We start from the raw sequence: 23646 nt of genomic DNA, 5'->3' as shown, positions 1-23646 counted from the left end.
CCGACAGCCCGCTTTGAGAGACACAGCCTGATGGGGCTATCCGTTTGCGGCTTCTGGAAAGCTGGGGGCGTGCGTGTGACGCTGCTGGGCCCGGTCGGAGCGGAGGCCGGTGACGGCACCCCGGTCGACATCGGCGGTGCCCGCCTCCGCATGCTCTTGGCCAGGCTCGCGCTGGACGCCGGCCGCGCGGTCCCGGCGACGGCCCTCGTCGACGGTCTCTGGGGCGCGGAACCGCCTGCCGACGCGGCGAACGCGTTGCAGTCGCTGGTCTCGCGGTTGCGCAAGGTCCTGCGTGCCGATGGCGTCGCTCTCGACTCCGGCCCTGGCGGCTATCGGCTGGACGTCGCCCGCGAGGACGTCGACGTGTTTCGCTTCGAACGGCTGGCGGCGGAGGGCCGCGCGGAGTTGGCGGCGGGCCGGGACGCCGGTGCGGCCGCGGTCCTCGCCGAAGCGCTCGGGCTCTGGCGTGGTCAAGCGCTGTCCGACGTGCTCGAAGCCTCTTTCGCGCAGGCACCGGCGACCCGGTTGGAGGATCTGCGGATCGAAGCCGTCGAAGATCGCTTCGAAGCGGAGATCCGGCTCGGTGGGCACGGGCGGGTGCTGGCGGATCTGAAGGAGGCGGCCGCCCGGAATCCGCTGCGTGAACGGCTCGCCGGGCTGTGGATCCGGGCGTTGTGCGCGGCGGACCGGCAGTCCGACGCCCTCGCCGCCTACGAGGAGGTCCGCGCGGCGCTGGCCGACCAGCTCGGCGTCGACCCGTCGGCCGAACTCCAGGAGATCCATCTCGCCGCTTTGCGTGGTGAGCTCGGCCCGCCGCCCGCGGCCGTCGATCACCTTCCGGTCCGGCTGACCAGTTTCGTCGGCCGTGACGACGAGTTGAAGCTGGTCGCCGAGCTCCTCGCGGGCGCGCGGCTGGTGACGCTCGTCGGGTCCGGCGGCGCCGGGAAGACGCGGCTGGCCACCGAGGTCGCGACGCGGCATCCGGCCCACGCGCGGGGACGCGTCTGGTTCGTGCCGCTCGCCGGCGTCCGCGACCCCGGCGACCTGCCCGGCGCGGTCTTCGCCGCCCTGGAGCTGTGGGATCTCGGCCTTTCGCACGGCGGCGATCCGATGCGGCGTCCGGTGGACGCGCTGGCCAGGGTCGTGGAGACGCTCGGCGCCGGCGAGTCGGTGCTGGTGCTGGACAACTGCGAGCATCTGGTCGACGCGGCCGCGGAGCTGGCGAACACCCTGCTGCGCCGCGTGCCGACGCTGCGCATCCTCGCGACGAGCCGCGAGGCGCTGGCCATCGACGGAGAGACGCTGTGCCCGCTCGGCCCGCTGTCCGTCCCGGACGGGACGCCGACCGTCCCGCAGGCGGCCGAGGCGGGCGCGATCCGGCTGTTCGTCGACAGGGCGGTGGCCGTGCGCCCGGACTTCCTCCTCGACGAGTCCACTGTGGACGCGGTCGCGCAGATCTGCCGACGGCTCGACGGCATGCCGCTGGCGCTGGAACTGGCCGCCGCGCGGCTGCGGTCGATGACCGTCGCGCAGATCTCGCAGCGTCTCGACGACCGGTTCCGCCTGCTGACCTCGGGCAGCCGGACGGCGTTGCCGAGGCAGCGCACACTGCGTGCCGTCGTCGAGTGGAGCTGGGATCTGCTCGACGACACCGAGCGCGTGCTCGCCAGGCGGCTTTCGGTATTCGGGGCGGGTGCCGAGGTCGAAGCCGTCGAAGGTGTCTGCGCCGGAGACGGCCTGGCCGCCGAAGACGTCCTGTACGTCCTCGGATCGCTCGTCGAGAAGTCTATTGTGGACGCGATCACCGGCGATCACGGCGAGCCGCGGTACCGCATGCTGGAGACCATCCGGGCGTACGCGGCGGAACGGCTCGACGAGGCCCAAGAGCGAGAACAGCTCACAAAGGCTTATCACCGCTACTACGCCCAGCTCGCCGAACGGCTGGAGCCGATGCTGCGGACCGCGGATCAGCTCGTCGCCATCTCCCGCTACGACGCGGAACACGGCAACATCGTGACAGCGCTTCGCCAGGCCATCGACGCGGGCGACGCGGAAATGGCGACGCGCCTGTTCGGGAACACCTTCTGGTACTGGCTGGTGAAGGGCGACAGCGACCGAGTCGAGTCCTTCGTCGCCGAAGTGCTCGGTTTCGGCGACCGGCTGGAGGAGGACTTCGCCGCCGCGTTCCGGGCGATGGGCGAGATCACCTCGATGGTGCCGGGAGCAGGCGACCGCGAAGCCGTGCGGGAACTCATCGAAGACTGCGTGCGGACGAACGCGCACACCCGGTTCGCCGGGCTGGCCATCGGCCTGCCGATGCTGGCCTTCTTCAGCCAGAACAAGGAACTCGCGCATCGCGAGGTCGAGAGGGCGCTGGCGAGCCCGGACCCGTGGGCAAGGTCGGCGGGGTCGTGGGCGTGCAGCTTCATCCTCGCCGACGACGGCGACCCCGAGGGCGCGGACATGGCCAGGGACAGGGCCTACGAAGGGTTCACGGCCGTGGGCGACCGCTGGGGAACCGCGATGGCCGTGGGCATGAAGGCGAGCGACATCTCGATGTCGGGCGATCACGACGCCGCGCTCGCGCTGTACCGGCGAGGCCTCGACCTCGCGCTCGAACTGGGGTCGCAGGACGACGTGATCCAGCAGCGCTGGCGGCTCGCGACGGAGTACGCGCGGGCCGGTGACCTCGACACGGCGATGCGCGAGATGCGCGACGCGGAGCGCTACGCGATCGACACGGGCAACGACCAGCTCGCGGTGATGGTGCTGGTGGGGAAGGCCGATCTGCTCTGCCGCGCCGGACGCGTCGACGAGGCACGCGCGGTCGGCGCCCGGTTCCGGGAGCTGATGGAGACGGTGCCGATGCCGGGCATGTTCGGCGACGAGTACGGCGGGTACATCGACACGGAGATCGCGCTGGCCACCGGAGATCTGGACGGTGCCGAGCGCGGTGCCGCGATCGTCGTGAAGTCCACCGCGGAACGCGGCGACATGCCCGATCTCGGGCGGATCGTCGAGGTCTGCGGGCTGGTCCGGTTCCGGCAGGGGCGGCCTGAGGCGGCTGTCCGGCTGCTCGGCGCGGCGAAGCTCCTGCGCGGCAGGCAGGACCTCGGGGAACCCGGGATCCGGCAACTCATCGAAGACCTGAAGGAGCACTTCGGCGAGGAGCGCTACGAAGAGCTGCTCGTGCAGGACGCCGGACTGTCGCGTCCGGACCTGGTGGCCTGGATCAGCGCCGAGATGGGGTCGTGAGTGGCGTTTCGGGTCAGAACCCGAAACGCCACTCACGACCCACGCGCGTTTCCCCTGACCCCCGTCAGACGCGCTTCCGGTAAGCCCACGTGGCGAGCGGGAAGAAGACCGCGATCGCGGCCGCCATCCAGATCAGCGCCCCGGTCAGCGGGCCGGCGACCGGACCGCCGTTCATCAGCCCGCGCAGGACGTCGGACATCTGCGTCACCGGGCTGATGTCGGCCCAGGCCTTCAGCCAGCCGGGCATGGTGCTCGTCCCCACGAACACGTTGCTGCCGAAGGTCAGCGGCATCAGCACCACGAACATCAGGCCCTGCACCGCGCCGGGGCTCTTCACCAGCATCCCGACGAACACCGAAGCCCAGCAGAACGCCAGCGCGAACGCGATGACGAGCACGATCGCCAGCGCGAACTCGGCCGGTCCGGTCTGGATCCGGTAACCCATGATCGTCGCCACGACCATCAGCACGGCGATGCACACCAGGTACCGCACGATGTCGGCCAGTACGGCGCCGATCAGCGGCGCGGACCTGGCGATCGGCATGGCCCGGAACCGGTCGAACACGCCCTTGGTGACGTCGGTGTTCAGCTGGACGCCGACGGTCATGCTGGCCTGCAGGATGTTGAACACCATGATGCCGGGCACGATGTTCTGGAGGTAGCTCTCCGTACTGCCCATGATCGCGCCACCGAACAGGTAGACGAACATGACCAGGAAGATGATCGGCGCGATGGTGACGTCGGCCAGCTGTTCCGGGTTCTTGCGGATCTTCAGGATCCCGCGCCAGGCAAGGGAAAGCCCGTGCCGCACGCTGCTCGACGGTGAAACGTGCCGTGGTGGTGCGGGCATCGCGATGGTCGTCATACCAGGCTCCCTTCCGGAGTCGTGTCCTTTGTGGACTGGCCGGTCTTCTTGCCGGTCAGCGCGAGGAACACCTCGTCGAGGCTGGGCAGCCGCAGCGCCAGCTCGTCCGCGGTGATCCCGGCCTCGTCCAGCTTGCGGACCAAGGTGGACAGCAGGACGGGGTCGGCGACGGGCGCGGTGAGCAGCCCGGTGTCGTCGTCCCGGTTCGGCCGGGTCCCGGTGAGCCCGGCCAGGATGCGCTCGACGGCGTCGAGGTCGCCGAGCGCGCTCGGCCGGACCTGCAGCGTCTGGCCGCCGGTCCGCCGCTTGAGCTCGTCGGCCCGCCCGTTCGCCACGACCTGACCGTGGTCGAACACGGTGATCGTGTCGGCCAGCTGATCGGCCTCCTCCAGGTACTGCGTGGTGAGCAGCACCGTCGTGCCGTCCGCGACCAGCGTCCGGACCACGGCCCAGACCTCGTTGCGGGCGTGCGGGTCGAGCCCGGTGGTCGGCTCGTCCAGGTACAGCACCTTGGGACGGCCGACCAGGCTCGCGGCGAGGTCGAGCCGCCGCCGCATCCCGCCCGAGTAGGTCTTGATCGCGCGCCCGGCGGCGCCGGTCAGCTCGAACCGCTCCAGCAGCTCGGCCGCGCGCTTCTTCGCGTCCGCCCTCGAGAACTCCAGCAGCCTGCCGATCAGCACGAGGTTCTCCGTACCGGAAAGGTCCTCGTCGACCGACGCGTACTGCCCGGTCAGCCCGATCATGCTCCGGACCGCCATCGGGTTCTTGACGACGTCGTGGCCGAAGACGCTCGCGTGGCCGCGGTCCGGCCGGATCAAGGTGGCCAGGATCCGGACGGCGGTCGTCTTCCCCGCGCCGTTCGGCCCCAGCACCCCGACCCCCTTGCCCGCCGGGACCTCCAGATCGACCCCGTCGAGCGCCTTCGTCTCCCCATAGTGTTTGACCAGGCCCTCGGCCCTGATCGCGTGAGTCATCGTTTCCTCCTGTGGATCTCGCCCCGTGGACAAAGGTGCATGCCGGGCCTGGCAGAGCGCGCACAAAGCGCTGTCAGCACCTGACAGGACCTGATACGCGCTGGTAGACGCGGCGTGAGGAGGTTGTGGAGGTGTTGTGGAGACCGCCGCCACGACGCCGGTGATCGGCATACTCGACGTCATGGTGATCGAAGAACGGGTGGTCCGACCGGCGCGCCGCGGTACCGGGCGGAAGCTGGCCGGTGGGCTGCTCATCGCGGCGATCGTGCCGTTCGCGGTGCTGACGGCACTGCGGCTGGTGGGCTACGACGGCAACACCTACACGATCGCGGCGCTCGCGCTGACGCCGTACGCCGGCATCGCGACGCTGGTGCTCGGGATCCTGGCGTTGGGACTTCGCCGCTGGTGGACCGCGGCCGTCGCGCTGGTACTGACCTGCACGATCGCGTCGATGGTGCTGCCTCGCGCGTTCGCGAACGAGCAGAAAGCGCTCGGCGGGAAGCACGTTCGCGTACTGGCGTCGAACCTGCTCGGCGGCCAGGCGGATCCGGCCGTGATCGTCGGCTACGTGAAGGAACACCAGGTCGACGTCCTGAGCCTGACCGAGATGACGCCCGAGTCGATCACCGGGCTGGACCGGGCCGGGCTCTTCGACCTGCTGCCGTACCACGTGCTGCACCCGGCCGAGTGGGCGTACGGCTCCGGGCTCGTGTCGAAGTACCCGCTCACGCCACTGAAACTGAGCGGCGATTCGGACGACAAGCAGCCCAGCGCGAGCGTGGACCTCGGCCACGGCGTGCGGATCGAGGTCGTCGCGGTCCATCCGTCGGCGCCGATGTGGGACAGGCACGCGTGGGTCGACGAGGCCAAGGACCTGCCGTACGCCGACGCCGAGCACGACATCCGGATCCTGGCGGGCGACTTCAACGCCAGCCTCGACCACGCGCTCTTCCGTGAGCTGCTGACCAGGGGATACGTGGACGCGGCCGATCAGCTGGGGAAGGCGTTGCAGGGCACCTGGACGAACGGGATGGTGCCGCCGGTGCCGATCGACCACGTGCTGGCGGACAAGCGGACGGCCATCGCGGACTTCAAGGTACTGGAGACGCCCGGTAGCGATCACGACGCCGTCTACGCGGAGGTCGTGCTGCCTTGAGGCTCGTGAGTGGCGATTCGGGTTAGAACCCGAATCGCCACTCACGAGGTGAGCAGCGCGTCCAGAGCCCTGAGTGTTTCGAGGCCGTTGCTCGCGAGCGAGACGCCGCGACCGTGCCGGACCTGCGGCTCGCGCGGGTTGATCCGGATCAGCGCACCGGTCGCGGCGCTGGCCAGTTCCGAATACCGCCGCACCGTCGGCACGGCCTGCCCGGCGCCGAGTTCCACCACCACGAGGTCGCGATGCGTGCGACGCCACGCGGTCAGCTCGTCGAGTTGGGCCTGGCTACGCCTGCCGAGCCAGTCGTAGTCGCCGAACATCAGGATGTTGGGCCGGGCCAGGCCACCGCAGCGCGGGCAGGACGGCAACGGCTCCAGCGCGCGCATCGTGTCTTCGTCGATCGGGACGTCGAGGTCGCCGGCGGGCCAGATCTCGCCGGTGCATTCGGCAAGACACTGCAAGTGGTGGATGGACCCGTGCGCTTCGGCGACGTGCGGGTAGCCCGCCTTCTGAAACTGTCCGTCCACATTGGACGTGAAGGCGCGCGTGCCGCCGGGTTTGCGCGCTCCCCAGGACAGCAGGAGACCGAAGCCGTCGTGCGGGACGGTGGCGCGGTACAGCGCGAGCCGGTGCCCGTAGAAACCCCAGGCCAGTCCGGGATCTTCGGCGAAATGCCGTGGGTCGGCGAGTTCGACGAAGCTGATGCCCAGCCGCTCGTACGGCGGATACGCCTTCCAGAAACCCTCGTCACCCCGGAAATCGGGCAGGCCGGAGTCGACACCCATCCCGGCACCGGCGCAGACGAGCAGCGCACCGGCGCCGTCGATCAGTTCCGCGGCTCGTTCGAGCTCACTCACCTGGCTCAGAAGCCTGGACGACCTCGAATTCCAGCAGATTCGCGCCGCTGGAGACCGGCTTCGCGCGCTCGCCCGCGTGCGCCTCACGCGCCGGGCCGGACGCCCACGCCTGGTAGGCCTCTTCGGACTCCCACTTGGTGTAGACGAAGTAGCGCGACTCGCCGGAGACCGGGCGGAGCAGCTCGAAGCCGAGGAAGCCCGGCTGGTTGTCGACGGCGTGCAGCCGCGCGGCGAACCGCTTCTCCAGCTCGGGGCCTGCGCCTTCGGGTACCTCGATCGCGTTGATCTTCACGACAGCCATGCCGCCAGCCTACGACGAAACTCTTTTGCGCCGCGATGTGATGCGTGGGACCTTCCCAGGGGATGGCTGACACCAAGATCCTCATCTCCGGAGCGAGTGTCGCCGGACCGGTGTCGGCCTTCTGGCTCACCCGGTACGGCTTCCAAGTGACCGTCGTGGAGCGCGCACCGACGCTGCGCCCCGGCGGCCAGGCCGTCGACCTGCGCGGAACGGCCAAAGAGGTCGTCCGAAGGGCGAGACGCTCGTCGACGGGAAGAACCGCACGAAGGCGACTCTCCGCGCCGACGAGTCCCGGTTCGTCCGGCATCTGGGCACGAGCCTGGCGTTCGTCGGCGCGTACGTCCTCGCCGGGGAACTCGCCGCGGGACTCGACACCGGGCTCAAACGCTACGAAGCGGTCATGCGCGAGTTCGTCGAGCAGACGCAGGCGATGGGGCGGGCCAACGCGGAGTCGACCTTCGCGAAGTCGCGGGCGGCGTTGCGGATGCGCTACCTGGCGATGCGGGTGATGCGGCTCAAGCCACACCGCAATTCGTCACCTGCTTGCGACAGTGCGCGAGGAGCGTCTGCCGCAAGTAGATGACGAATTGCGGGGGCGTCAGCCTCGCAGGGTGCCCGGCAGCAGTTCGGCGTCCGGCGGGATCGTCGTGCCGTGGAACCAGGCGTCGAAGAAGGGCCGCAGGTCCTGCTCCGAAAGCTTGATCGTGAACGCCTCGAAATCCGCCCAGGAGGCGTTGGCGTTCCGGTACGCCGCCGGCCACTCCTTCAGCAGCCGCGCGAACGCTCCTTCGCCGATCTTCCGCCGCAGCGCGTGGATGGCCAGGATCCCCTTGTCGTAGACGCCGTGGAACTCCTGCCCTGCTCCCATGTCGACCAGTTTCGACGCCCAGAAGTCCTTGCTGCCACCCATGATCTCCAGGGCGGCGCGGTAGCGGTCGTCCAGGTTCTCGTTGTCCCGCGATTCCTGCCACAGCCATTGCGCGTACGAGGCGAGGCACTCGTTGAGGCAGATGTCGGACCACGAATTCAGCGTCACCGAATCGCCGAACCACTGGTGTGCGGTTTCGTGCACCACGGTGATCAGGTCGGCCCATTTCGCATAGGTGGGCCTGGTCTGGGTCTCCAGCGAGAAATGGATGTCCTCGTCGAGGTAGATGCCGCCGGCCGCGTCCACCGGGTACGGTCCGAACTTCGAGCTCAGGAAGCCGATGATCTCCGGCAGCCGCCTGCCGGTGTCGCGCCGGTCTTCGGCACCCGGCGCGTACGCGTTCACGACCGGTGTCCCGTCCGGCAGTGCCATCCGGTCGACGGTGAACTTGTCGATCGCCACCGTGGTCAGATAGGCCGCCACGGGCGTGCGTTCCTGCCAGGACGTCGTGCTCCAGCCGTTCGCCGAGGTCTTCTGGATCTCGCGCCCGTTCGAGATGACGGTCCAGCCGTCCGGCACCCGCGCGGTGAGGGTGAACATCGCCTTGTCGCGCGGGGTTTCGTTGACGGGATACCAGAACGACGCCGAATGCGGCTCGCCGACGATGAACGCGCCGCCGTCCTTCGACTTCTGCCAGCCGTTCTCGCTGCCGCCCGCCTTGGGGGTCGCCGACGGGTCGCCGCCGTAGAGGATCTTCGTGCGGAAGGTGGTCCCGTTCCGGATCGGCTCGGCGGGCGTCACCACCAGTTCGAATTCGCCTTCGCGCGCGAACTTCGCCGGTTTCCCCTCCACTTCAACGGATTGGACCGTCAAGCCGCGTAAGTCCAAGTTGTACCGATTGAGGTCTTGGGTCGCTTTCGCGATCACCGTGGTGTCGCCGTCGAGACGCCCTTTCGCGGGGTCGTAAGTGATCCCGACCTGGTATTCGGCCGCGTCGTAACCGCCGTTGCCGTCCATCGGGTAGTACGGGTCGCCCGCGCCCGAAGCGCCGGGAGCCGGGTTCATCGGGGGCGGCGGTGGGGGCGTGGCAGGCGGAGGATCGGCGGTACAGCCGATAATCAGGGCGCAGACCAGCCCCAGGACCAGGCCGGCGGCGGGGACACGGCTGCGCATGGAGGGGAGCTTAGTGGTGATCCAGCGCGACGGGTTGATCACTTTCGGCGGCGACGGGCCGCCGATCGTCCTGCTGCACGGGCTCATGGGCAGGGCGACGACGTGGTGGCGGGTCGCGCGAAGGCTCGAACCGTACGGGCGTGTCCACGGCCTCGACGCGCGTGGCCACGGACGCGGGCCGCGCGGCGGGCCCTGGCGCACCGAGCGGTTCGCCGACGACGTCGCCGCGGTGCTGCGGACCTTCGACGAGCCCGCCGTCCTGATCGGGCATTCGATGGGCGGCCTGCACGCCTGGGTCACCGCGGCGATCCATCCCGGCCTTGTCCGCGCCGTGGTCTGCGAGGATTTCGCGCCGGATCAGCGAGGCCGGACCGTGGACACCTGGCGCGGGTACTTCGAGTCGTGGCCGGTCCCGTTCCGGTCGCTGGCCCACGTGCGCGAGTTCTTCGGCGAAACCGGCGACTACTTCATCGAATGCGTCGAGGAACGTGAGGACGGCTACCACCTGATCGCGTCGCTCTCGGACCTGTACGAGATCGCGGCGGAATGGGGACGGCGCGATTTCTGGGGGTTCGTCGAACGCGTGAAATGCCCGCTGCTCGCGATCGAGGGCGAGCGGACCGCGATGCCGCACGGCCAGCAGGCCGAGCTGGCCGCCCGCGTGCCCGGCGGCCTCGGACGGCACATCGTCGTCCAAGGCGCCGGGCACGTGGTGCACGACGAAGCGCCGGAGACCTACCTCGGCGCCGTCGAAGCGTTTCTCTCCGACGTCATCGGTCAGCCCTTCGCCGGCTGAGCGTCGATCCAGGCGCGGCTCTGGTCGACGTCGACCTCGCCCAGCAGGAACCGGCCGCCGTATTCACCGGCGAGCCGTTCGATCACCGGCGTCATCTGGCGGCACGGCGGGCACCAGGTGGCGCCGTGGGGCACAACGTGGCCTACACCTGCATCGGGCCGGTTCTCGCCGGGCTCGACGCGGCGATGCATCGTCCTGCTGGGGGTGAGCGACGGGGGTCCACGGTCTGGCGCCGGCCGCCGCGAGCCTGTGGGGCCTGGGGTTCGGCGGCGCGCCGACCGCCTTCCAGGCCGTCACCGCCCTCATCGCGGGCCCTGCGGCCGACGCCGCCCAGTCGCTCACGATCGCGGCCTGGAACGGCGCCGTCGCAGGGGGAGCGCTCATCGGCGGATTGCCGCTGCCACTGGGAACGGGCCTGCTCCCTTGGTGCGCCGCCTTGGTCGTCCTCTCGCCACTGCTGTTCAGCCGGCGAGTCGTGCTTTCAGCGCCCGCGGATCGGTACCGGACCCGACGATGAGCGGCCAGACGTCGGAGCCGAGGAACCCGGTCTCGTCGGTCGCCGCGGTCGCGCCGCAGGTGTCGCGCTCCAGCCCGTGCCGCGCCGCCACCGCGACGACGGCGTCCTTTGTGGACTGTCCGAACAGGCCGTCGACGGGCACGGCGAAACCGCGTGCCCGCAGGAGTTCCTGTGCCGTCCGCACGCGCGGCCCGCTGTCACCGGGTTTCAGCAGCGGCCACTCCGGCAGGTCCACCTTGGGCGAAGCGGTGCCCAGCAGCTTCCCGACCTCGGTGCGCAGCTCCGGAAGCCGGTTGTACAGCACGGTTCCCGGGCATTCGGTCGAGTTGAAGTCGCGGTGTCCCTTGATGAACTCCGGCGAGATCCCGTACTGCGAAGCCATGTACGCGACCAGCTTCACCAGCGAGTCCCAGAGCGCCGGAGTGACGTCCTCTTTGCTGTAGAGGCCTTCGTTCTCGATCCCGATGCAGGTGCTGTTGTTGTTGCCCACGTTCGCGCCCAGCACGTGCTGGGTCCCGCCGCGCAGGATCTCCAGGCTGCGGTGCCTGCCTTCGGTGATGTGCCCGCCGCGGCTGTTCGTGAACTGCTGGCCGGTGTCGATCCAGCCGCGGGTGTCCATATGGAAATTCTGGATGGAACGTGACGCCCAGAAGGCGTGTTCGAGCGTGTAGTCGGTGACGTTCCCCGGGTCGACCGTGTGGTGCACGACGATGTACGTCGGCTTGTGGTTCTGCACCTCGATCGCGCCGTTCGGCGGCCGCGCGCTCCACGCGGACGTGCCGTAGATCTTCGGTTCTGCCACCCCGGACGCCGCGTTCGCGGCGGAAATCGTTGCTGTCCCCAGTAGCCCGACGGCGCTTACCGTCAGGCCGCCCTTGAGCGCGGTACGTCGGTCGAAGTCGGCCACGGGCGAAACTCCCATCATGCGCGTTGGCCGGAAAACTAACCCGCCATCGCGCCGATGACAACCATTGACCAACTTTTGTCGTAATGCGTTAGTGTTCGCCAGGGAGTGCGAACAGGCCATCCCCGGTCTGTTCGAGCAGGCCGTCGACCAGCAGTGAGTCGAGGCAGCGGTCGCGCTGCCCGGATTCGCTCCAGACGAGATCGAGCCGCGCCTTCTCGACGGGACCTTCGCTGCCGCGCAGGACGTCGAGCAGCAACCCGCGCACCTGACGATCGGTCCCGGCGAACTTCTGGACCTGCTTCGCGGGCCCGGCGTAGGCGGGTCTGCCCGCGTGCTGCCAGGCGCAGTCTTCGTAGATGGGGCAGTCCGCGCACCGCGGTGACCGCGCGGTGCAGACGAGCGCGCCGAGTTCCATCAGCGCCGCCGAAAGCTTCGCGGCGGGCGCGTCCTCCGTCGGCAGCAGCGCTTCGACGTCGGCCATGTCGCGGGTGTTCGACGGCGGCCCGGCGTCACCCGCGCCGTGCACCGCCCTGGCCACCACGCGCCGGACGTTGGTGTCCACCACCGGCGCCCGCTTGCCGTAGGCGAAGGCCGCGACCGCGCGCGCCGTGTACGCGCCGATCCCCGGCAACGAGAGCAGAGTGTCCACATCGGACGGAACGACGTCGCCGTGGTCGGCGGCGATGACGGCCGCGGCGGCATGCAGCCGCAACGCGCGACGCGGGTAACCGAGCTTGCCCCAGGCGCGCACGACCTCGCCCTGCGACGACGCGGCCAGCGCCGACGGCACCGGCCAGCGCGCCATCCATTCGAGCCAGATCGGCTGGACGCGCGCGACCGGCGTCTGCTGCAACATGATCTCGCTGACGAGTACGCCCCACGCGGTGCACTCCGGCTCACGCCAGGGCAGGTCGCGGCCCACTTCGTCGAACCATTCGGTCAGCACATCCGCGTCGACGCCCACCGGGCCAAGCTTAAAGGTGCGACCCGCCAGGCCCGAAGGCGTCTCCCAAAGGGCGCTCCGCGCCCCTTCGGCGGGTTTCCGTCAGTACGCGACCTCGGTCAGGCGGCCCAGTTTCACGTCGTAGACGAAGCCGCGCACGTTGTCGGTGTGCGGCAGGAAGTCGCTGCGCCGGACGCGCTGCACCGACCGGCGCACGCTGTCCTCGACCTCACGGAACGCCTCGACCGACCAGGTCGGCCGGAGCCCGCTGGCGGCTTCGAGCTCGTCCTTGAAGTCGTCTTCGGTGACCATGGACAGGCCGCAGTCGGTGTGCTGGACGATCAGCACCTCGCGGGTGCCCAGTTTCCGCTGGCTCAGCGCGAGCGAACGGATCGTGTCGTCGGTGACGACGCCGCCCGCGTTACGCAGGATGTGCGACTCGCCCTGGATCAGGCCGAAGATCTCGAACACCCGGATACGGGCGTCCATGCAGGTCAAAATCGTCACCTGGAGCGATGGCCTCGGGGAAGAACGGTCACCAGGGGTGACATCGCCCAGCTCCTGATTGCGCTTGAGCAGTACGTCGATGGAGGTCACCGGCTCATTGGAACCGGGCGGGCCGGAGGAGGGCAACACTTCGGGGCTCATGTCACGGCCCGAACCAGCGCTCTTCGGCTGTCCGCGGCGGTGCCGACGTGCGGCCGACCCGCAGTTCCGTGGCCAGGGTGATCACCTTCGGCCCGACCCGGTCCGCCGAGCTGAGCAGCAGCTTGCCCGCCGCCTTGCCCTTCTCGAGCACCGGCTGGTGGACCGTGGTGAGCCCGGACCGTTCGGCCTCGGTGATGCCGTCGAAACCGGTGACCGTCAGATCCTGCGGCACGCGCAGCCCCCGGCGTTCGGCTTCGGCCAGCGCGCCGAGCGCGAGGATGTCCGAGGTGCAGATCACGGCGGTGACCTGCGGATACGCGTCGAGCAGCTGCCGTGCGGCCGAAGCGCCGTCGTCGACGGTGTGGTCGAAGCGCTCGACCACCGGCACGGTCGCCCAGTCGACCCCGGCCGCCGAGAACGCGGCGGCCAGCGCCTCCAGCCGGATCCGCTGGACGTGGAAATGCGCCGCGCTCTGCCGCTGGATGGAGACGAAGTCGTCGTTGCGCTCGCGGGCGAGCCGCATGCACAGCACGCCGATCTGACGGTGCCCGAGAGAGATGAGGTGCTCGGCCATCGCGGTGACCGCGGCCGCGTCGTCCGGGCCGACCCGGTCGACCCCGTCCACGCGCGGCTGGTCGACGATCACCGTCGGCACCGGGCGCTCCAGGACGGCGCCGAGATGCGGGTCGTCGTCGGGGACCGAATAGACAACGAAACCGTCGACGCCGGCGCGGTGCACGGCCGCGACGTCCTCGCGGCCGGGGCTCGCCGGGACCAGGTGCAGGCCGACGCCCGCGTCCTCGCAGGCCAGCGCGAGCCCTTCGAGCACGCCGATCGCGGCGGGGTCGCGGAAGGCGTAGGAGAGGTTTTCGGTGAGTAAAAGACCGACAGCACCCGCCTTGCGCGTCCGCAGTGAACGGGCCACCGGGTCCGGGCCCGGGTAGCCGAGGCGGCGCGCGGTCTCGAGGACGCGACGGCGCAACTCGGGAGACAGCTGGTCTGGCCGGTTGTAGGCGTTCGAGACGGTGGTCCTCGACACACCGAGCTCTGCGGCCAACGACGCCAGTGTCGCCTGCCTCCTGGTGCGGATAGGACGGCCCATCCGCAAACCGTAACGGTTCAGAACGTTTTGCAGAAGCATCACCCGACGTGTGGCAGGTCTCGATTCAGAGTGACCCTGGGTACAGGTCATACCAGCGCGGAGGGACCTGTCAGCCGTATGGGGTACAGTTGAATCTGACAACGGTTTCCATTACCCGGCATTGGGGACACCTGGCCTGGGCTTCCGCAGGAGTGCAGTAAATGAATTCCCGCCGTACTAAGAGTGTTTTCGCGGCCGTGTCGGCCTTGGCCGTCCTCGCGCTCGGCGCGACGGCTTGCGCGTCCGGCGACAAGGCGTCGACGAGCTCCGGCTCGCAGAACGCGTCCGCCGCGAACCCGGGCGGCGGCGAGAAGATCAAGGTCGTCGCCTCGACCGACGTCTGGGGCAGCGTCGTGACCGCCGTCGGCGGCGACAAGGTCGAGGTCACCTCGATCATCCACGACCCCTCGGCCGACCCGCACTCCTACGAGACCACCGCGAGCGACGCCATCGCCGCGAAGAACGCGAAGCTGACGCTGTCCAACGGCGGCGGCTACGACGACTTCTTCTCGAAGCTCGCCGACCAGGCCACCGGCGCGCAGAAACTGGTCGCCGTCGACATCGCCGCGACCGGCAACGAGAACGAGCACGTCTGGTACAGCCTGCCCGGCGTCGAGAAGATCGCCGACCAGGTCGCCGCGAAGCTCGGCGAGATCCAGCCCGCCTCGAAGGACGCCTTCACCGCCAACGCGACCGCGTTCAAGGGCAAGACCCAGGAACTGCTGAAGAAGGTCTCGGGCCTGGGCGGCTCGAACGGCTCGAGTGTCAACGTCGTCGCGACAGAGCCCGTCGCGCACTACCTCCTCGACAGCGCGAAGGTCACGGACGCGACTCCGCCCGCCTTCGCCGAGGCCGTGGAAGCGGAGCAGGACGTGCCCGCCGCCGCGCTCAACGAGGTCAAGCAGCTGATCGCAGGCAAGCAGGTCAAGGCGCTGATCAACAACGCGCAGACCACCACCCCGGTCACCCAGCAGGTCGTCGGCGACGCCAAGAACGCCGGGATCGCCGTCGTCGACGTCACCGAAACGCTTCCCCAGGGTGTGACCGACTACATTGCATGGATGACCAAGGAAGTGGACTCGCTGGCGGGAGCGCTGAAGTAGTGAGTTCCGTACCTGCCGAGGCTCGCCCCGCGGTCCATGTCCGCGGGGCGAGCCTCGCGTTCGGCTCCAGGACCCTCTGGTCCGGGCTCGACCTCGACGTCGAACCCGGCGAGTTCCTCGCGATCCTCGGGCCGAACGGCTCCGGGAAGAGCAGCCTGCTCAAGGTCCTGCTCGGTCAGCAGGGGCTGCCGGAGGGCACGGTCGAGATCGCGGGGCGGCGCCCCGGCGGGACGAACCGGCGGATCGGCTACATCCCGCAGCAGCGCGCCCTCGACGAAGGCCTGACGATGCGCGGGGTGGACCTGGTCGGCCTCGGCCTGGACGGGCACCGGTGGGGCACCGGGCTCTTCGGGCTTTCGAAACGACGTCAACTGGTGTCGAGGGCCATCGAGTCCGTCGGCGCCCAGGCGTACGCGAAACAGCCGGTGGGGCGGCTTTCCGGCGGCGAGCAGCAGCGGCTCCGCGTCGCGCAGTCGCTGGTCGGCGACCCCGAAGTCCTGCTGTGCGACGAGCCGCTGCTCTCCCTCGACCTCGCGCACCAGCGCGCGGTCAGCGAGCTGATCGACGAGCGACGGCGTTCGGCGGACACCGCCGTCCTGTTCGTCACCCACGAGATCAACCCGATCCTGTCCTATGTGGACAGGGTGCTCTATCTGGTGAACGGCCAGTTCCGGGTCGGCAAGCCGGACGAGGTGATGAACTCGGAGACGCTGTCCGAGCTGTACGGCACGCGGATCGAGGTGCTCAAGGTCGGCGGGCAGATCCACGTCGCCGGGGCGCAGAGCGCGCTGTGCGAGGACGAACCCCACCACATCGACGAACGGGCCAGCTAGCACCGTGGACAAGATGTTCGACTTCGCGCTCACCGGTGAGCTGCTCGGCCTCGACTTCGTTCAGACGGCGTTGCTCGCGGCCGCCGTCCTCGGCCTGGTCGCGGGGGTGCTGGGCCCGCTGGTGGTGATGCGGCGGATGTCGTTCGCCGTGCACGGCACCGCCGAACTGGCCTTCACCGGCGCGGCGGGTGCTTTGCTGCTGGGGGTCGGCGTCGAACTCGGCGGCCTCGCGGGCGCCGTCATCGCCGCCCTGCTGATCGGGATCCTCGGCGGTCGTGAGTCCGAACGCGACTCCGTGATCGGCGTGATCCTCGCCTTCGGCCTCGGCATGGGCGTGCTGCTGCTGTCGTTCTACGAAGGCCGCAGCGCCAACAAGTTCGGCATCCTCGTCGGCCAGATCATCACGATCGACTCGACCAACCTGAACCTGCTCGTCGGCGCGTCGGTCGTCGTACTGGTGGTGCTCGCGGTGATCTACCGGCCGCTGCTGTTCGCCACGGTCGACCCGGCGGTCGCGACGGCGCGCGGCGTGCCGGTGCGGCTGCTGTCGCTGATCTTCGCGGTACTCGTCGGGATTTCGAGCGCGCTCGGCGTGCAGATCGTCGGCGCGCTGCTCGTGGTCTCGCTGATGGTGACGCCGGCCGCGGCGGCCGCGCGGGTCACGGCGAGCCCGTGGAAGGCGACAGTGCTGTCGATCGTCTTCGCGGAGATCGCGGCACTCGGCGGGATCATCCTCTCGCTCGCGCCCGGGAAGCCGGTGAGCGCGTTCGTCACGGCGATCTCGTTCGTGATCTACCTGGTCTGCCGCCTCATCGCGTGGCTGCGCGGGAGGAACTCGCGGATCCGCGTCGAGCCCGCCGATCCGGAACCGGCGCTCAGCGCACCGGGTGCTCGGCCAATGCCTTCTTGACCGCTTCGAGGAAAGCGGGGTCGATGAACGCGAGCTGACCGCCGGCCACGCTGCGCTCTACGGCCTCGATGACCACGACGTTCGCGTTCACGAAAGCGTCGACGGCCTCGGCCTGTGGCGTCTTCTGGGTGAAGTGCGCCAGCATCGTCAGGTTCGTGAACGCGCCAGAGAGATACCGCGAAGACGCCTTCGTGAACGAGTCGCCGTAGATCAGGATCTTGTCGTCCACGGTCCCGATCAGCGGGCTCGCGGTGCGGTACACCGGCCGGTCGATGTCGCCGTTCGGCTCGCCCGCGCGCTCGACGACGCCGTCCGGGCGGAGGCTGTACAGCGTGTTCGTCTTCGTGCCCTGCTTGCTGATCAGCGGCGGCAGATCGGCCACGGTGTCGTACTGGCCGACGGGAACGCTGACCCAGGTCTGCGTGACGCCCGGTTTGATCGCGTTCGCGATGGCGCGCGTCATCACCAGCGCGCCCTCGTCGGCCCAGTGCGTGTCGTTCGGCGGGTACACCGGCCGCTGCACCCGGCCCTCGGACGCGCGCAGCTCGGGCCGCAGGTCGATCGCGCGCGCGTCCTTGAGCATCCGGTGCCAGGTGGCCGCCTCGGCCGACCGCGAGCAGTCCTTGCCGGGATAGGTGCCGGGCAGGAACTGCGGGACCATCGTCGACTTGTCCGGCGCGACGACGAGCTCGAACCGCCGCCCGGACTGCTCGACCGCGCGCCGCAGCTCGTTGATCTTGGCGATCGTCTCGGTCAGCGGACGGGACGGATCGCATTTCGCGTCCGCGTCGTAGCCGTAGTACAGCCAGCCGTCGCGGCCCTGCACCACCCGGCGGTAACCGGACGCGGCGTTCGGCGTCGGCCCCTGCGTGGGCGCGGTTTTGGACGGTGACGGCGCCGGCGGCGCGGGGATCGGGCCTGCCTGCTGCTGTGGCGGCGGCTGGTCCAGAGGGGCGCCCTCGCCGAAGACACCGCGGCTGATCGCGTCGGCGGCGGCGATCGCGCCCGGCCGGAACGACAGCTGGTCGATGGCCCAGGTCGGCAGATCGGTGAAGAACCCCCAGCCCTTGTCCAGGCCGGGGAAACTCGCGAGCTTGTGGTTCTCGATCTCACCAGGCCGCACGCCGAACACCCACAGCAACGCGGGGGTGGTGAAGAACAGGAGCGCGCTGATCAGCGCGGTCAGCTGCCTGCCACCGTGGCGGGGACGGTGCAACGCGTGTTCACGCGGAAGCCACGCCTCGTGGACGGCTGGCAGTTGCTGGGGTTCGGACGCCACCCCTCCACCGTAATCATCCCGTGTCTCCCGCACGTGAGAACCGCCCCCAAAGCGCGTTCAGCGGGCTAAACGCGATCCGGCCGCCGCACCTCCGCTGTCCTGAAGGTCACCTTTGAGACGATCAACGTCTCAAAGGTGACCTTCAGGACAGCGGGGGTCCTCGCAAGCGGGCCCACCACCCAGCTCCGTGCTCCGGATCGCGTTCAGCGGGCTAAACGCGATCCGGCGTCAGTGGAGCATCAGGAGGACCTGCAGCTCACCGACCAGGAAGCCGATGAGCCCGCCGACCGCGATGAGCTTCCACTCGTCCTGCCGGAACGCCGGCCTCAACAGGCCCTCGAACTCCAGCGGCGTCAGCCCGAGCATCCGCCGCTCGACGATCTTCGCGACGTCCATCGCCTCGGTCAGGTAGCCCTCGGCGTGGCGGATCGTCGGCGGCAGCCGCTCCAGCGCCTTCCGCGCGGCCGCCTGTTTGATCTCGTTCAGCCGCTGCCCGCCGACGGCCATCGCGACCATCGGTTTCGCGACGCTCGCCTGCCGATCGACGGCCTGCGACACGAGCCGTTCCACCAGCGAGTACAGCCGGTCCGACCGCGGCCCGCGCAGGACGGCGTCGAGCAGGTTCGGCACGGTGAGGATCTCGTTCGCGATCATCTCGCCGTACTGATGCGCGACCTCCGCCCGCCGCCGCTGGAACTTGCCCTGCAGGATCACCCGGCCGACGCGCACCGGCTCGCGCGGCACGAAGATCAGCTTGATCGCCAGCCAGTCGGTGAACAGCCCGATGCAGCCGCCGAAGATCGGCAGCACCCACGGCTCCTTCGTCAGCGCCCAGACGAACGCCTGCACGATGCCGAGCCCGAAGCCGAAGTAGATCCCCGTGCGCGCGATGAACGCCATCTCCGGCCGCGACGTCTCGCGGATGAGCCGGACGAGCAGCTTCTTGTCCCTGGTGAGCCGCTGCACGGTCATATGCTGGAAGTCGAGCACCTCGTCGAGGTTCGCGGTCATTTCTTCCATGAACTCGCGCACCAGCCGCGGCGTCGCCGACTGGACCTGCTTGATCAGCAGTTCCTGCGCCATCGTCGGCATGACCTCCCAGAGCCTGGGATGGTGCTTTTCGAGCACTTCGCGGGCGACCTCGTCCACGGCCCGCAGGAGCGGCTGCTCGATCTCGCGCGTGATGATCGCCGGGTCGATCCGGCGGAAGACCTCTTTGACGTCCAGCAGGTTCGACGTCAGCAACTCGGTCGCGACGGCCGCCATCCGCCCGCCGTGTTTGGGCACCACGCCCTGCCAGCCGAGGAACGGCTTGATCCCGACGAACTCCAGCGGTTTGAACATCATCTCGATGGCGACGCGTTTGGTGACGTAGCCGATCAGCGCGGCGACGAACGGGATCGCGGCGTACAGCCACCAATGGCGGGCGAGATCGTCCAGGACGGCGTCCACACGACCTCCTCGCTTCGCTCAGGGAAGGGGGAAACGGTATCGGGTGGCCGTCAGTGGAGCAGCAGAAGCACCTGAAGTTCACCGACGAGGCCACCGATCACCGCGCCGACGGCGATCAGTTTCCACTCGTCCTGCCGGAACGCCGGGCGCAGCAACTGCTCGAATTCGAGCGGGTTCAGCCGCCGCATTCTGTCCACAATGGTGTTCCGGACGTCGAGCGCGTTGACGGCGTAGCTCTCGGCGTGCCGGATCGTCTCCGGGATCCGTGCCGCCGCCTTCGCCGCCGCCGTCTGCTTCATCTCCTGGAACCGCCTGCTCCCGACGGCCATCGCGACGAACGGCTTCACGACACTCGCCTGCGCGTCGATGGTCCGCTGCACCTCGCGGGTGATCATCGTGAACAGCTTGTCCGACTTCGGCCCGCTCAACACGGCTTCGAGCAGGTTCGGGATGGTGATGATCTCTCGCGCGATCATGTCGCCGTAGTCGGCGGCGACCTGGTCCTTGCGTTTCTGGAACACGCCTTGCCAGGTGTAGAAGCCGAAGAACCGTTTCGGTTCGCGCGGCAGGAAGATCATCTTCAAGGCGATCCAGTCGGTGAACCAGCCGATGCCGATACCGAACAGCGGCAGCACGATCGGCGACTTCGTCAGCGCCCACACGAGCAGCTGCACGCAGCCGAGGGAGAACCCGAACACGATCCCCGACCGGGCGATGAACCGCATCTCCGGCCGCGAGATGTCGCGGATCAGCCGGTTGAGCAAGGCCTTGTCGCGCACGAGGTTCGTCACGACCATGTGCTTGAGGTCGAGCACGTCCTCGATGTTCTCGGCGATCTCGCCCATGATCTTCGTGATCGCGCGCGGCGCCTCGGCCTGCACGCGTTTGAGCAGCAGGTGCTGGGCGGTGTTCGGCAGCACTTCCCACAGTCTGGGCTGGTACTGCTCCATGACCTCGCGGGTGACGTCCTCGACGACGCGGAGCAGCGGCTGTTCGATCTCCTTCGCCACCTGAGCCGGGTCGAGCCTGGCGAAGATCTCCTTCGGATCGACGAGGTTGCTCGTCAGCATCTCGGTGGCGGTGGCCGCCATCCGCTCGGCGTTCGCCGGCAGCACCCCCTGCCAGCCGAGGAACGGCTTGATCCCGACGAACTCCACCGGTTTGAACATCATCTCGATGGCGACGCGTTTGGTGACGTAACCGATCAGCGCCGCGATGAACGGCATGGTGACGTACACCGGCCAGTGCTCGCCGAGGTCGGCGATGACGGCGTCCACTTGAAGCCCCTCCCGCGTCTCGATTGAGGGGAACCTAGCCGCCTGTCCTCAATGGAGGAGTAGCAGGACCTGAAGTTCACCCACGAGCCCGCCGATCACCGCGCCGACCGCGATGAGCTTCCATTCGTCCTGCTGGAAGGCGGGTCGGAGGATCCCTTCGAACTCGAGCGGGGTCAGCTGCTGCATCTTCGTGACGATGGTGTTGCGGACGTCGAGCGCGTCAGTGGCGTAGCTCTCCACGTGTTTCACCGTTTCGGGGAGATACGCGATCGCCTTCTCGGCCGCCGCCTTCTTCATCTCCTGGTACTGCACGCCGCCGACGGTCAGCGCCACCAACGGTTTCGCGATGCTCGCCTGTGCGTCGATGGTCCGCTGCACCTCGCGGGTGATCATCGCGAACAGCTTGTCCGACTTGGGCCCGGTGAGCACGGCCTCCATCACGTTCCGCACGGTGAGGACCTCGTCCGCGATCAGCGCGCCGTAGTCCTTGGCGACCGCCTGGCGGCGTTTCTGGAACATGCCCTGCCAGCTGAAGAACAGGAACCGGCGCGGCTCACGCGGGTAGAAGATCATCTTCAGGGCCAGCCAGTCCGTGACGAAGCCGGTGACGAAACCGAAGATCGGCATGATCAACGGCTGCTTCGTCAGCGCCCACGCGACGAACTGGATCAGGCCGATGACGAAGCCGAACCAGATGCCGGACCGGGCGATGAAGCGCAGCTCCGGGGTCGCGACCTCCTTGATCAGGCGGCAGGTCAGCGATTTGTCGCGGACCATCGCGTTGATCAGCATCTCGTTGACGTCGAGGACCTCGTCGATGTTCGTCGACACCTCGCGCATCAGCCGCGCGACGACCTTCGGCGCCTGCGCCCGCACCTGATCGACCAGCATGCGCTGCGCCCGGGTCGGCAGCAGTTCCCACAGTCTGGGCTGGTACTGCTCCATCACCTCGCGGGTGACGTCTTCGACGGCCTTGAGGAGCGGCTCTTCCAGTTCCTTGACGACCTCGTCGGGATCGAGCCGGGAGAAGATCTCCTGCGGATCGACGAGGTTGTTGGTCAGCAGGTCGACGGCGGTGGTCGCCATCCGGCGCGAGTTGGCCGGGATGACCCCCTGCCAGCCGAGGAAGGGTTTGATCCCGACGAACTCCAGCGGCCGGAACATCATCTCGATGGCGACGCGTTTCGTGATGTAGCCGATGAGCGCGGCGATGAAGGGCATCGTGGCGTAGATGTGCCAGTGCTCACGGATGTCTTCGAGGATCGCCGAGATGTCCAACCGGGCCTCCCCTGCTTACGACCTGTCAACAATGCAGGATGCCATGTGATCGCCCCGTCGCACTCCGAGTGCAGCCGTTTGGCGGTACTGCCTGACGGGCCCCTGCTCATTAAGGTGGCCGCCATGGTCGCTCCTGAGAAGACGGCGCCTCAGGCGCCCTCAGCGAAATCGCCCCAATTCGCGGGCTCCGTGCGTGGCTACGACAAGCGACAGGTGGACGAGCGGCTCGCCGAACTGTCGATCGAACTCAAGCAGCTCTCGCGCAACCGCGACGAGGCCGTCGCGACCGCCGCCGAACTCACCAAGGCGCTCGGCCACGCCCAGAAGGAACTGGACGAGACCAAGGCCGCACTCGTGCGGATGAGCGCGAGCCCGTCCGGCGCCGGCGCGATGGCCGAACGTGTCCGCATGATGATGCAGCTCGCCGAGGAGGAGATCGCCGACCTCAAGGCCGCCGCGGAAGCCGACGCCAAGTCGACACGGGCCGAAGCGGACAGGTACGCCCACGAGACGCAGCGCGCGAGCGACAAGGCGGCCAAGGACGCGCAGACGGAACGCGAGAAGCTGCTCGCGGACGCCAAGGCCGAGATCGAGCGGCTGAACGCCGAGGCGGCACAGAAGCGCAAGGATCTGGACCTGGAGAGCGTTCGCACCCGCGCCGCCGCGGACAAGAAGGCCGAGGAGGCTTCGGCGGCTCGTCGCGCGGAGGCGGAGAAGGCGTCCGCGGACAAGATCGCGGAAGCCGACCGGGTGTCGGCGGAAAAGCGTGCCGAAGCCGAGCGGATCTCCGCCGAGAAGATCGCCAAGGCGGAGAAGTCTTCGGCGGAGGACATCGCCGCGAAGCAGGAGCAGGTCGCGGAGGCGCTCACCGACGCGAAGACCCAGCAGGCCGACGCTCAGCAGGCTCGGAAGCTCTCACTCGAACTCCGATCGAAGGTCGCCGAGCGCCTTTCCGCCACGGACGTCGCCGTCCAGGAGGCCATCCGGCTGCTGTCTCCCGCTCCCGAGACCACTGCTGCGCCCGAGGTCGCGAAGCCGGAAGCCGCCAAACCTGCGGCGTCCACACCGAAGCCGACTCCCAACAAGACCAATGGACCACGTCCTTCCTGATGC

Annotated in this window: 22 protein-coding genes and 1 pseudogene; 9 read left to right on the top strand and 14 right to left on the bottom strand. The window is 68.8% G+C overall.

Features of this window, described 5'->3' with window-relative positions; translation table 11 throughout:
• Positions 1-69 precede the first annotated feature (69 nt).
• Entirely contained in the window at positions 70-3255 is a 3186-nt protein-coding gene (locus tag DL991_RS21590) for a BTAD domain-containing putative transcriptional regulator (RefSeq protein WP_125786148.1), read from the top strand.
• Positions 3256-3319: 64 nt separating this feature from the next.
• Here the strand turns inward: DL991_RS21590 and DL991_RS21585 are convergent, their stop codons facing one another.
• Positions 3320-4120: an ABC transporter permease gene (locus tag DL991_RS21585; protein ID WP_125786147.1), complete on the bottom strand. Its 801-nt coding sequence runs from the start codon at positions 4118-4120 to the stop codon at positions 3320-3322.
• Entirely contained in the window at positions 4117-5094 is a 978-nt protein-coding gene (locus DL991_RS21580; RefSeq protein ID WP_125786146.1) for an ATP-binding cassette domain-containing protein, read from the bottom strand. Before DL991_RS21580 ends, DL991_RS21585 begins: the two co-directional genes overlap by 4 nt.
• A gap of 136 nt (positions 5095-5230) precedes the next feature.
• On the opposite strand from DL991_RS21580, the gene DL991_RS21575 reads away from it, so the two are divergent.
• Positions 5231-6250 carry an endonuclease/exonuclease/phosphatase family protein gene (locus DL991_RS21575; RefSeq protein ID WP_125786145.1) on the top strand — a complete coding sequence of 340 codons (1020 nt, stop codon included), beginning with the start codon at positions 5231-5233 and terminating at the stop codon, positions 6248-6250.
• A 41-nt stretch (positions 6251-6291) separates the two neighbouring features.
• Here DL991_RS21575 and DL991_RS21570 read toward each other — a convergent pair whose 3' ends face one another.
• Together DL991_RS21570 and DL991_RS21565 are read right to left on the bottom strand one after the other, a co-directional pair.
• Positions 6292-7107, bottom strand: a complete 816-nt coding sequence (locus tag DL991_RS21570) for a Sir2 family NAD-dependent protein deacetylase (protein WP_125786144.1) — start codon at positions 7105-7107, stop codon at positions 6292-6294.
• Entirely contained in the window at positions 7100-7408 is a 309-nt protein-coding gene (locus DL991_RS21565; protein WP_125786143.1) for an antibiotic biosynthesis monooxygenase, read from the bottom strand. The genes DL991_RS21570 and DL991_RS21565 overlap by 8 nt, the downstream gene beginning before the upstream one ends.
• Positions 7409-7470: 62 nt before the next feature.
• Between DL991_RS21565 and DL991_RS43395 the strand changes: the two are divergent.
• Positions 7471-7641 (top strand): annotated as a pseudogene (locus DL991_RS43395) (FAD-dependent monooxygenase); the annotation flags it as partial.
• Between the two features lie 167 nt (positions 7642-7808).
• Complete coding sequence (locus DL991_RS42980) at positions 7809-7991, top strand: hypothetical protein (protein WP_199754023.1); 183 nt, start codon at positions 7809-7811, stop codon at positions 7989-7991.
• Positions 7992-8006: 15 nt separating this feature from the next.
• Here the strand turns inward: DL991_RS42980 and DL991_RS21555 are convergent, their stop codons facing one another.
• The gene (locus DL991_RS21555) at positions 8007-9449 is read right to left on the bottom strand and encodes a M1 family metallopeptidase (protein ID WP_233598931.1); all 1443 of its coding nucleotides are present in this window, start codon (positions 9447-9449) and stop codon (positions 8007-8009) included.
• Between DL991_RS21555 and DL991_RS21550 the strand changes: the two genes are divergently transcribed.
• On the top strand, positions 9448-10245 hold the full coding sequence (locus DL991_RS21550; protein WP_125786142.1) for an alpha/beta fold hydrolase: 798 nt from the start codon (positions 9448-9450) through the stop codon (positions 10243-10245). The genes DL991_RS21555 and DL991_RS21550 overlap by 2 nt on opposite strands.
• Here DL991_RS21550 and DL991_RS21545 read toward each other — a convergent pair.
• The 5 genes from DL991_RS21545 to DL991_RS21525 all read right to left on the bottom strand — a co-directional run bounded on the left by DL991_RS21545 (position 10227) and on the right by DL991_RS21525 (position 14362).
• Entirely contained in the window at positions 10227-10379 is a 153-nt protein-coding gene (locus DL991_RS21545; protein ID WP_233598930.1) for a co-chaperone YbbN, read from the bottom strand. The two genes, DL991_RS21550 and DL991_RS21545, sit on opposite strands and share 19 nt — an antisense overlap.
• A 327-nt stretch (positions 10380-10706) precedes the next feature.
• A complete protein-coding gene (locus DL991_RS21540; protein ID WP_125786140.1) occupies positions 10707-11669 on the bottom strand; it encodes an N-acetylmuramoyl-L-alanine amidase in 963 nt (320 codons plus the stop codon).
• A gap of 88 nt (positions 11670-11757) precedes the next feature.
• Entirely contained in the window at positions 11758-12633 is an 876-nt protein-coding gene (locus DL991_RS21535) for an A/G-specific adenine glycosylase (protein ID WP_125786139.1), read from the bottom strand.
• 81 nt (positions 12634-12714) lie between these two features.
• Positions 12715-13209 (bottom strand): carbonic anhydrase, encoded by a 495-nt coding sequence (locus DL991_RS21530; RefSeq protein WP_125786138.1) that lies wholly within the window; start codon positions 13207-13209, stop codon positions 12715-12717.
• Between the two features lie 52 nt (positions 13210-13261).
• Entirely contained in the window at positions 13262-14362 is a 1101-nt protein-coding gene (locus DL991_RS21525; protein WP_125786137.1) for a LacI family DNA-binding transcriptional regulator, read from the bottom strand.
• A 200-nt stretch (positions 14363-14562) separates the two neighbouring features.
• Here DL991_RS21525 and DL991_RS21520 point away from each other — a divergent pair, with 200 nt between their 5' ends.
• Genes DL991_RS21520 through DL991_RS21510 form a run of 3 tightly spaced genes read left to right on the top strand, consistent with a single transcriptional unit; the run spans position 14563 to position 17247 of the window.
• Positions 14563-15504 (top strand): metal ABC transporter solute-binding protein, Zn/Mn family, encoded by a 942-nt coding sequence (locus DL991_RS21520; protein WP_125786136.1) that lies wholly within the window; start codon positions 14563-14565, stop codon positions 15502-15504.
• Positions 15504-16337, top strand: a complete 834-nt coding sequence (locus DL991_RS21515) for a metal ABC transporter ATP-binding protein (RefSeq protein ID WP_125786135.1) — start codon at positions 15504-15506, stop codon at positions 16335-16337. Before DL991_RS21520 ends, DL991_RS21515 begins: the two co-directional genes overlap by 1 nt.
• Positions 16338-16341: 4 nt before the next feature.
• Positions 16342-17247 carry a metal ABC transporter permease gene (locus DL991_RS21510; protein WP_125786134.1) on the top strand — a complete coding sequence of 302 codons (906 nt, stop codon included), beginning with the start codon at positions 16342-16344 and terminating at the stop codon, positions 17245-17247.
• On the opposite strand, the gene DL991_RS21505 is transcribed toward DL991_RS21510, so the two are convergent.
• The 4 genes from DL991_RS21505 to DL991_RS21490 all read right to left on the bottom strand — a co-directional run bounded on the left by DL991_RS21505 (position 17213) and on the right by DL991_RS21490 (position 22533).
• Positions 17213-18526: a hypothetical protein gene (locus DL991_RS21505; protein ID WP_125786133.1), complete on the bottom strand. Its 1314-nt coding sequence runs from the start codon at positions 18524-18526 to the stop codon at positions 17213-17215. The two genes, DL991_RS21510 and DL991_RS21505, sit on opposite strands and share 35 nt — an antisense overlap.
• A gap of 228 nt (positions 18527-18754) precedes the next feature.
• Positions 18755-19978 (bottom strand): DUF445 domain-containing protein, encoded by a 1224-nt coding sequence (locus tag DL991_RS21500; protein ID WP_125786132.1) that lies wholly within the window; start codon positions 19976-19978, stop codon positions 18755-18757.
• 50 nt (positions 19979-20028) lie between these two features.
• Complete coding sequence (locus DL991_RS21495) at positions 20029-21255, bottom strand: DUF445 domain-containing protein (RefSeq protein ID WP_125786131.1); 1227 nt, start codon at positions 21253-21255, stop codon at positions 20029-20031.
• A gap of 48 nt (positions 21256-21303) precedes the next feature.
• On the bottom strand, positions 21304-22533 hold the full coding sequence (locus DL991_RS21490) for a DUF445 domain-containing protein (RefSeq protein WP_125786130.1): 1230 nt from the start codon (positions 22531-22533) through the stop codon (positions 21304-21306).
• 123 nt (positions 22534-22656) lie between these two features.
• Between DL991_RS21490 and DL991_RS21485 the strand changes: the two genes are divergently transcribed.
• On the top strand, positions 22657-23643 hold the full coding sequence (locus tag DL991_RS21485) for a DivIVA domain-containing protein (RefSeq protein ID WP_125786129.1): 987 nt from the start codon (positions 22657-22659) through the stop codon (positions 23641-23643).
• The last annotated feature ends 3 nt before the right edge of the window (positions 23644-23646 follow it).

The sequence above is a fragment of the Amycolatopsis sp. WAC 01375 genome, assembly GCF_003947325.1.
GTDB lineage: Bacteria > Actinomycetota > Actinomycetes > Mycobacteriales > Pseudonocardiaceae > Amycolatopsis.
Note: the sequence above shows the minus strand (reverse complement) of the source record. Positions and strands in the feature narration are given on the sequence as shown.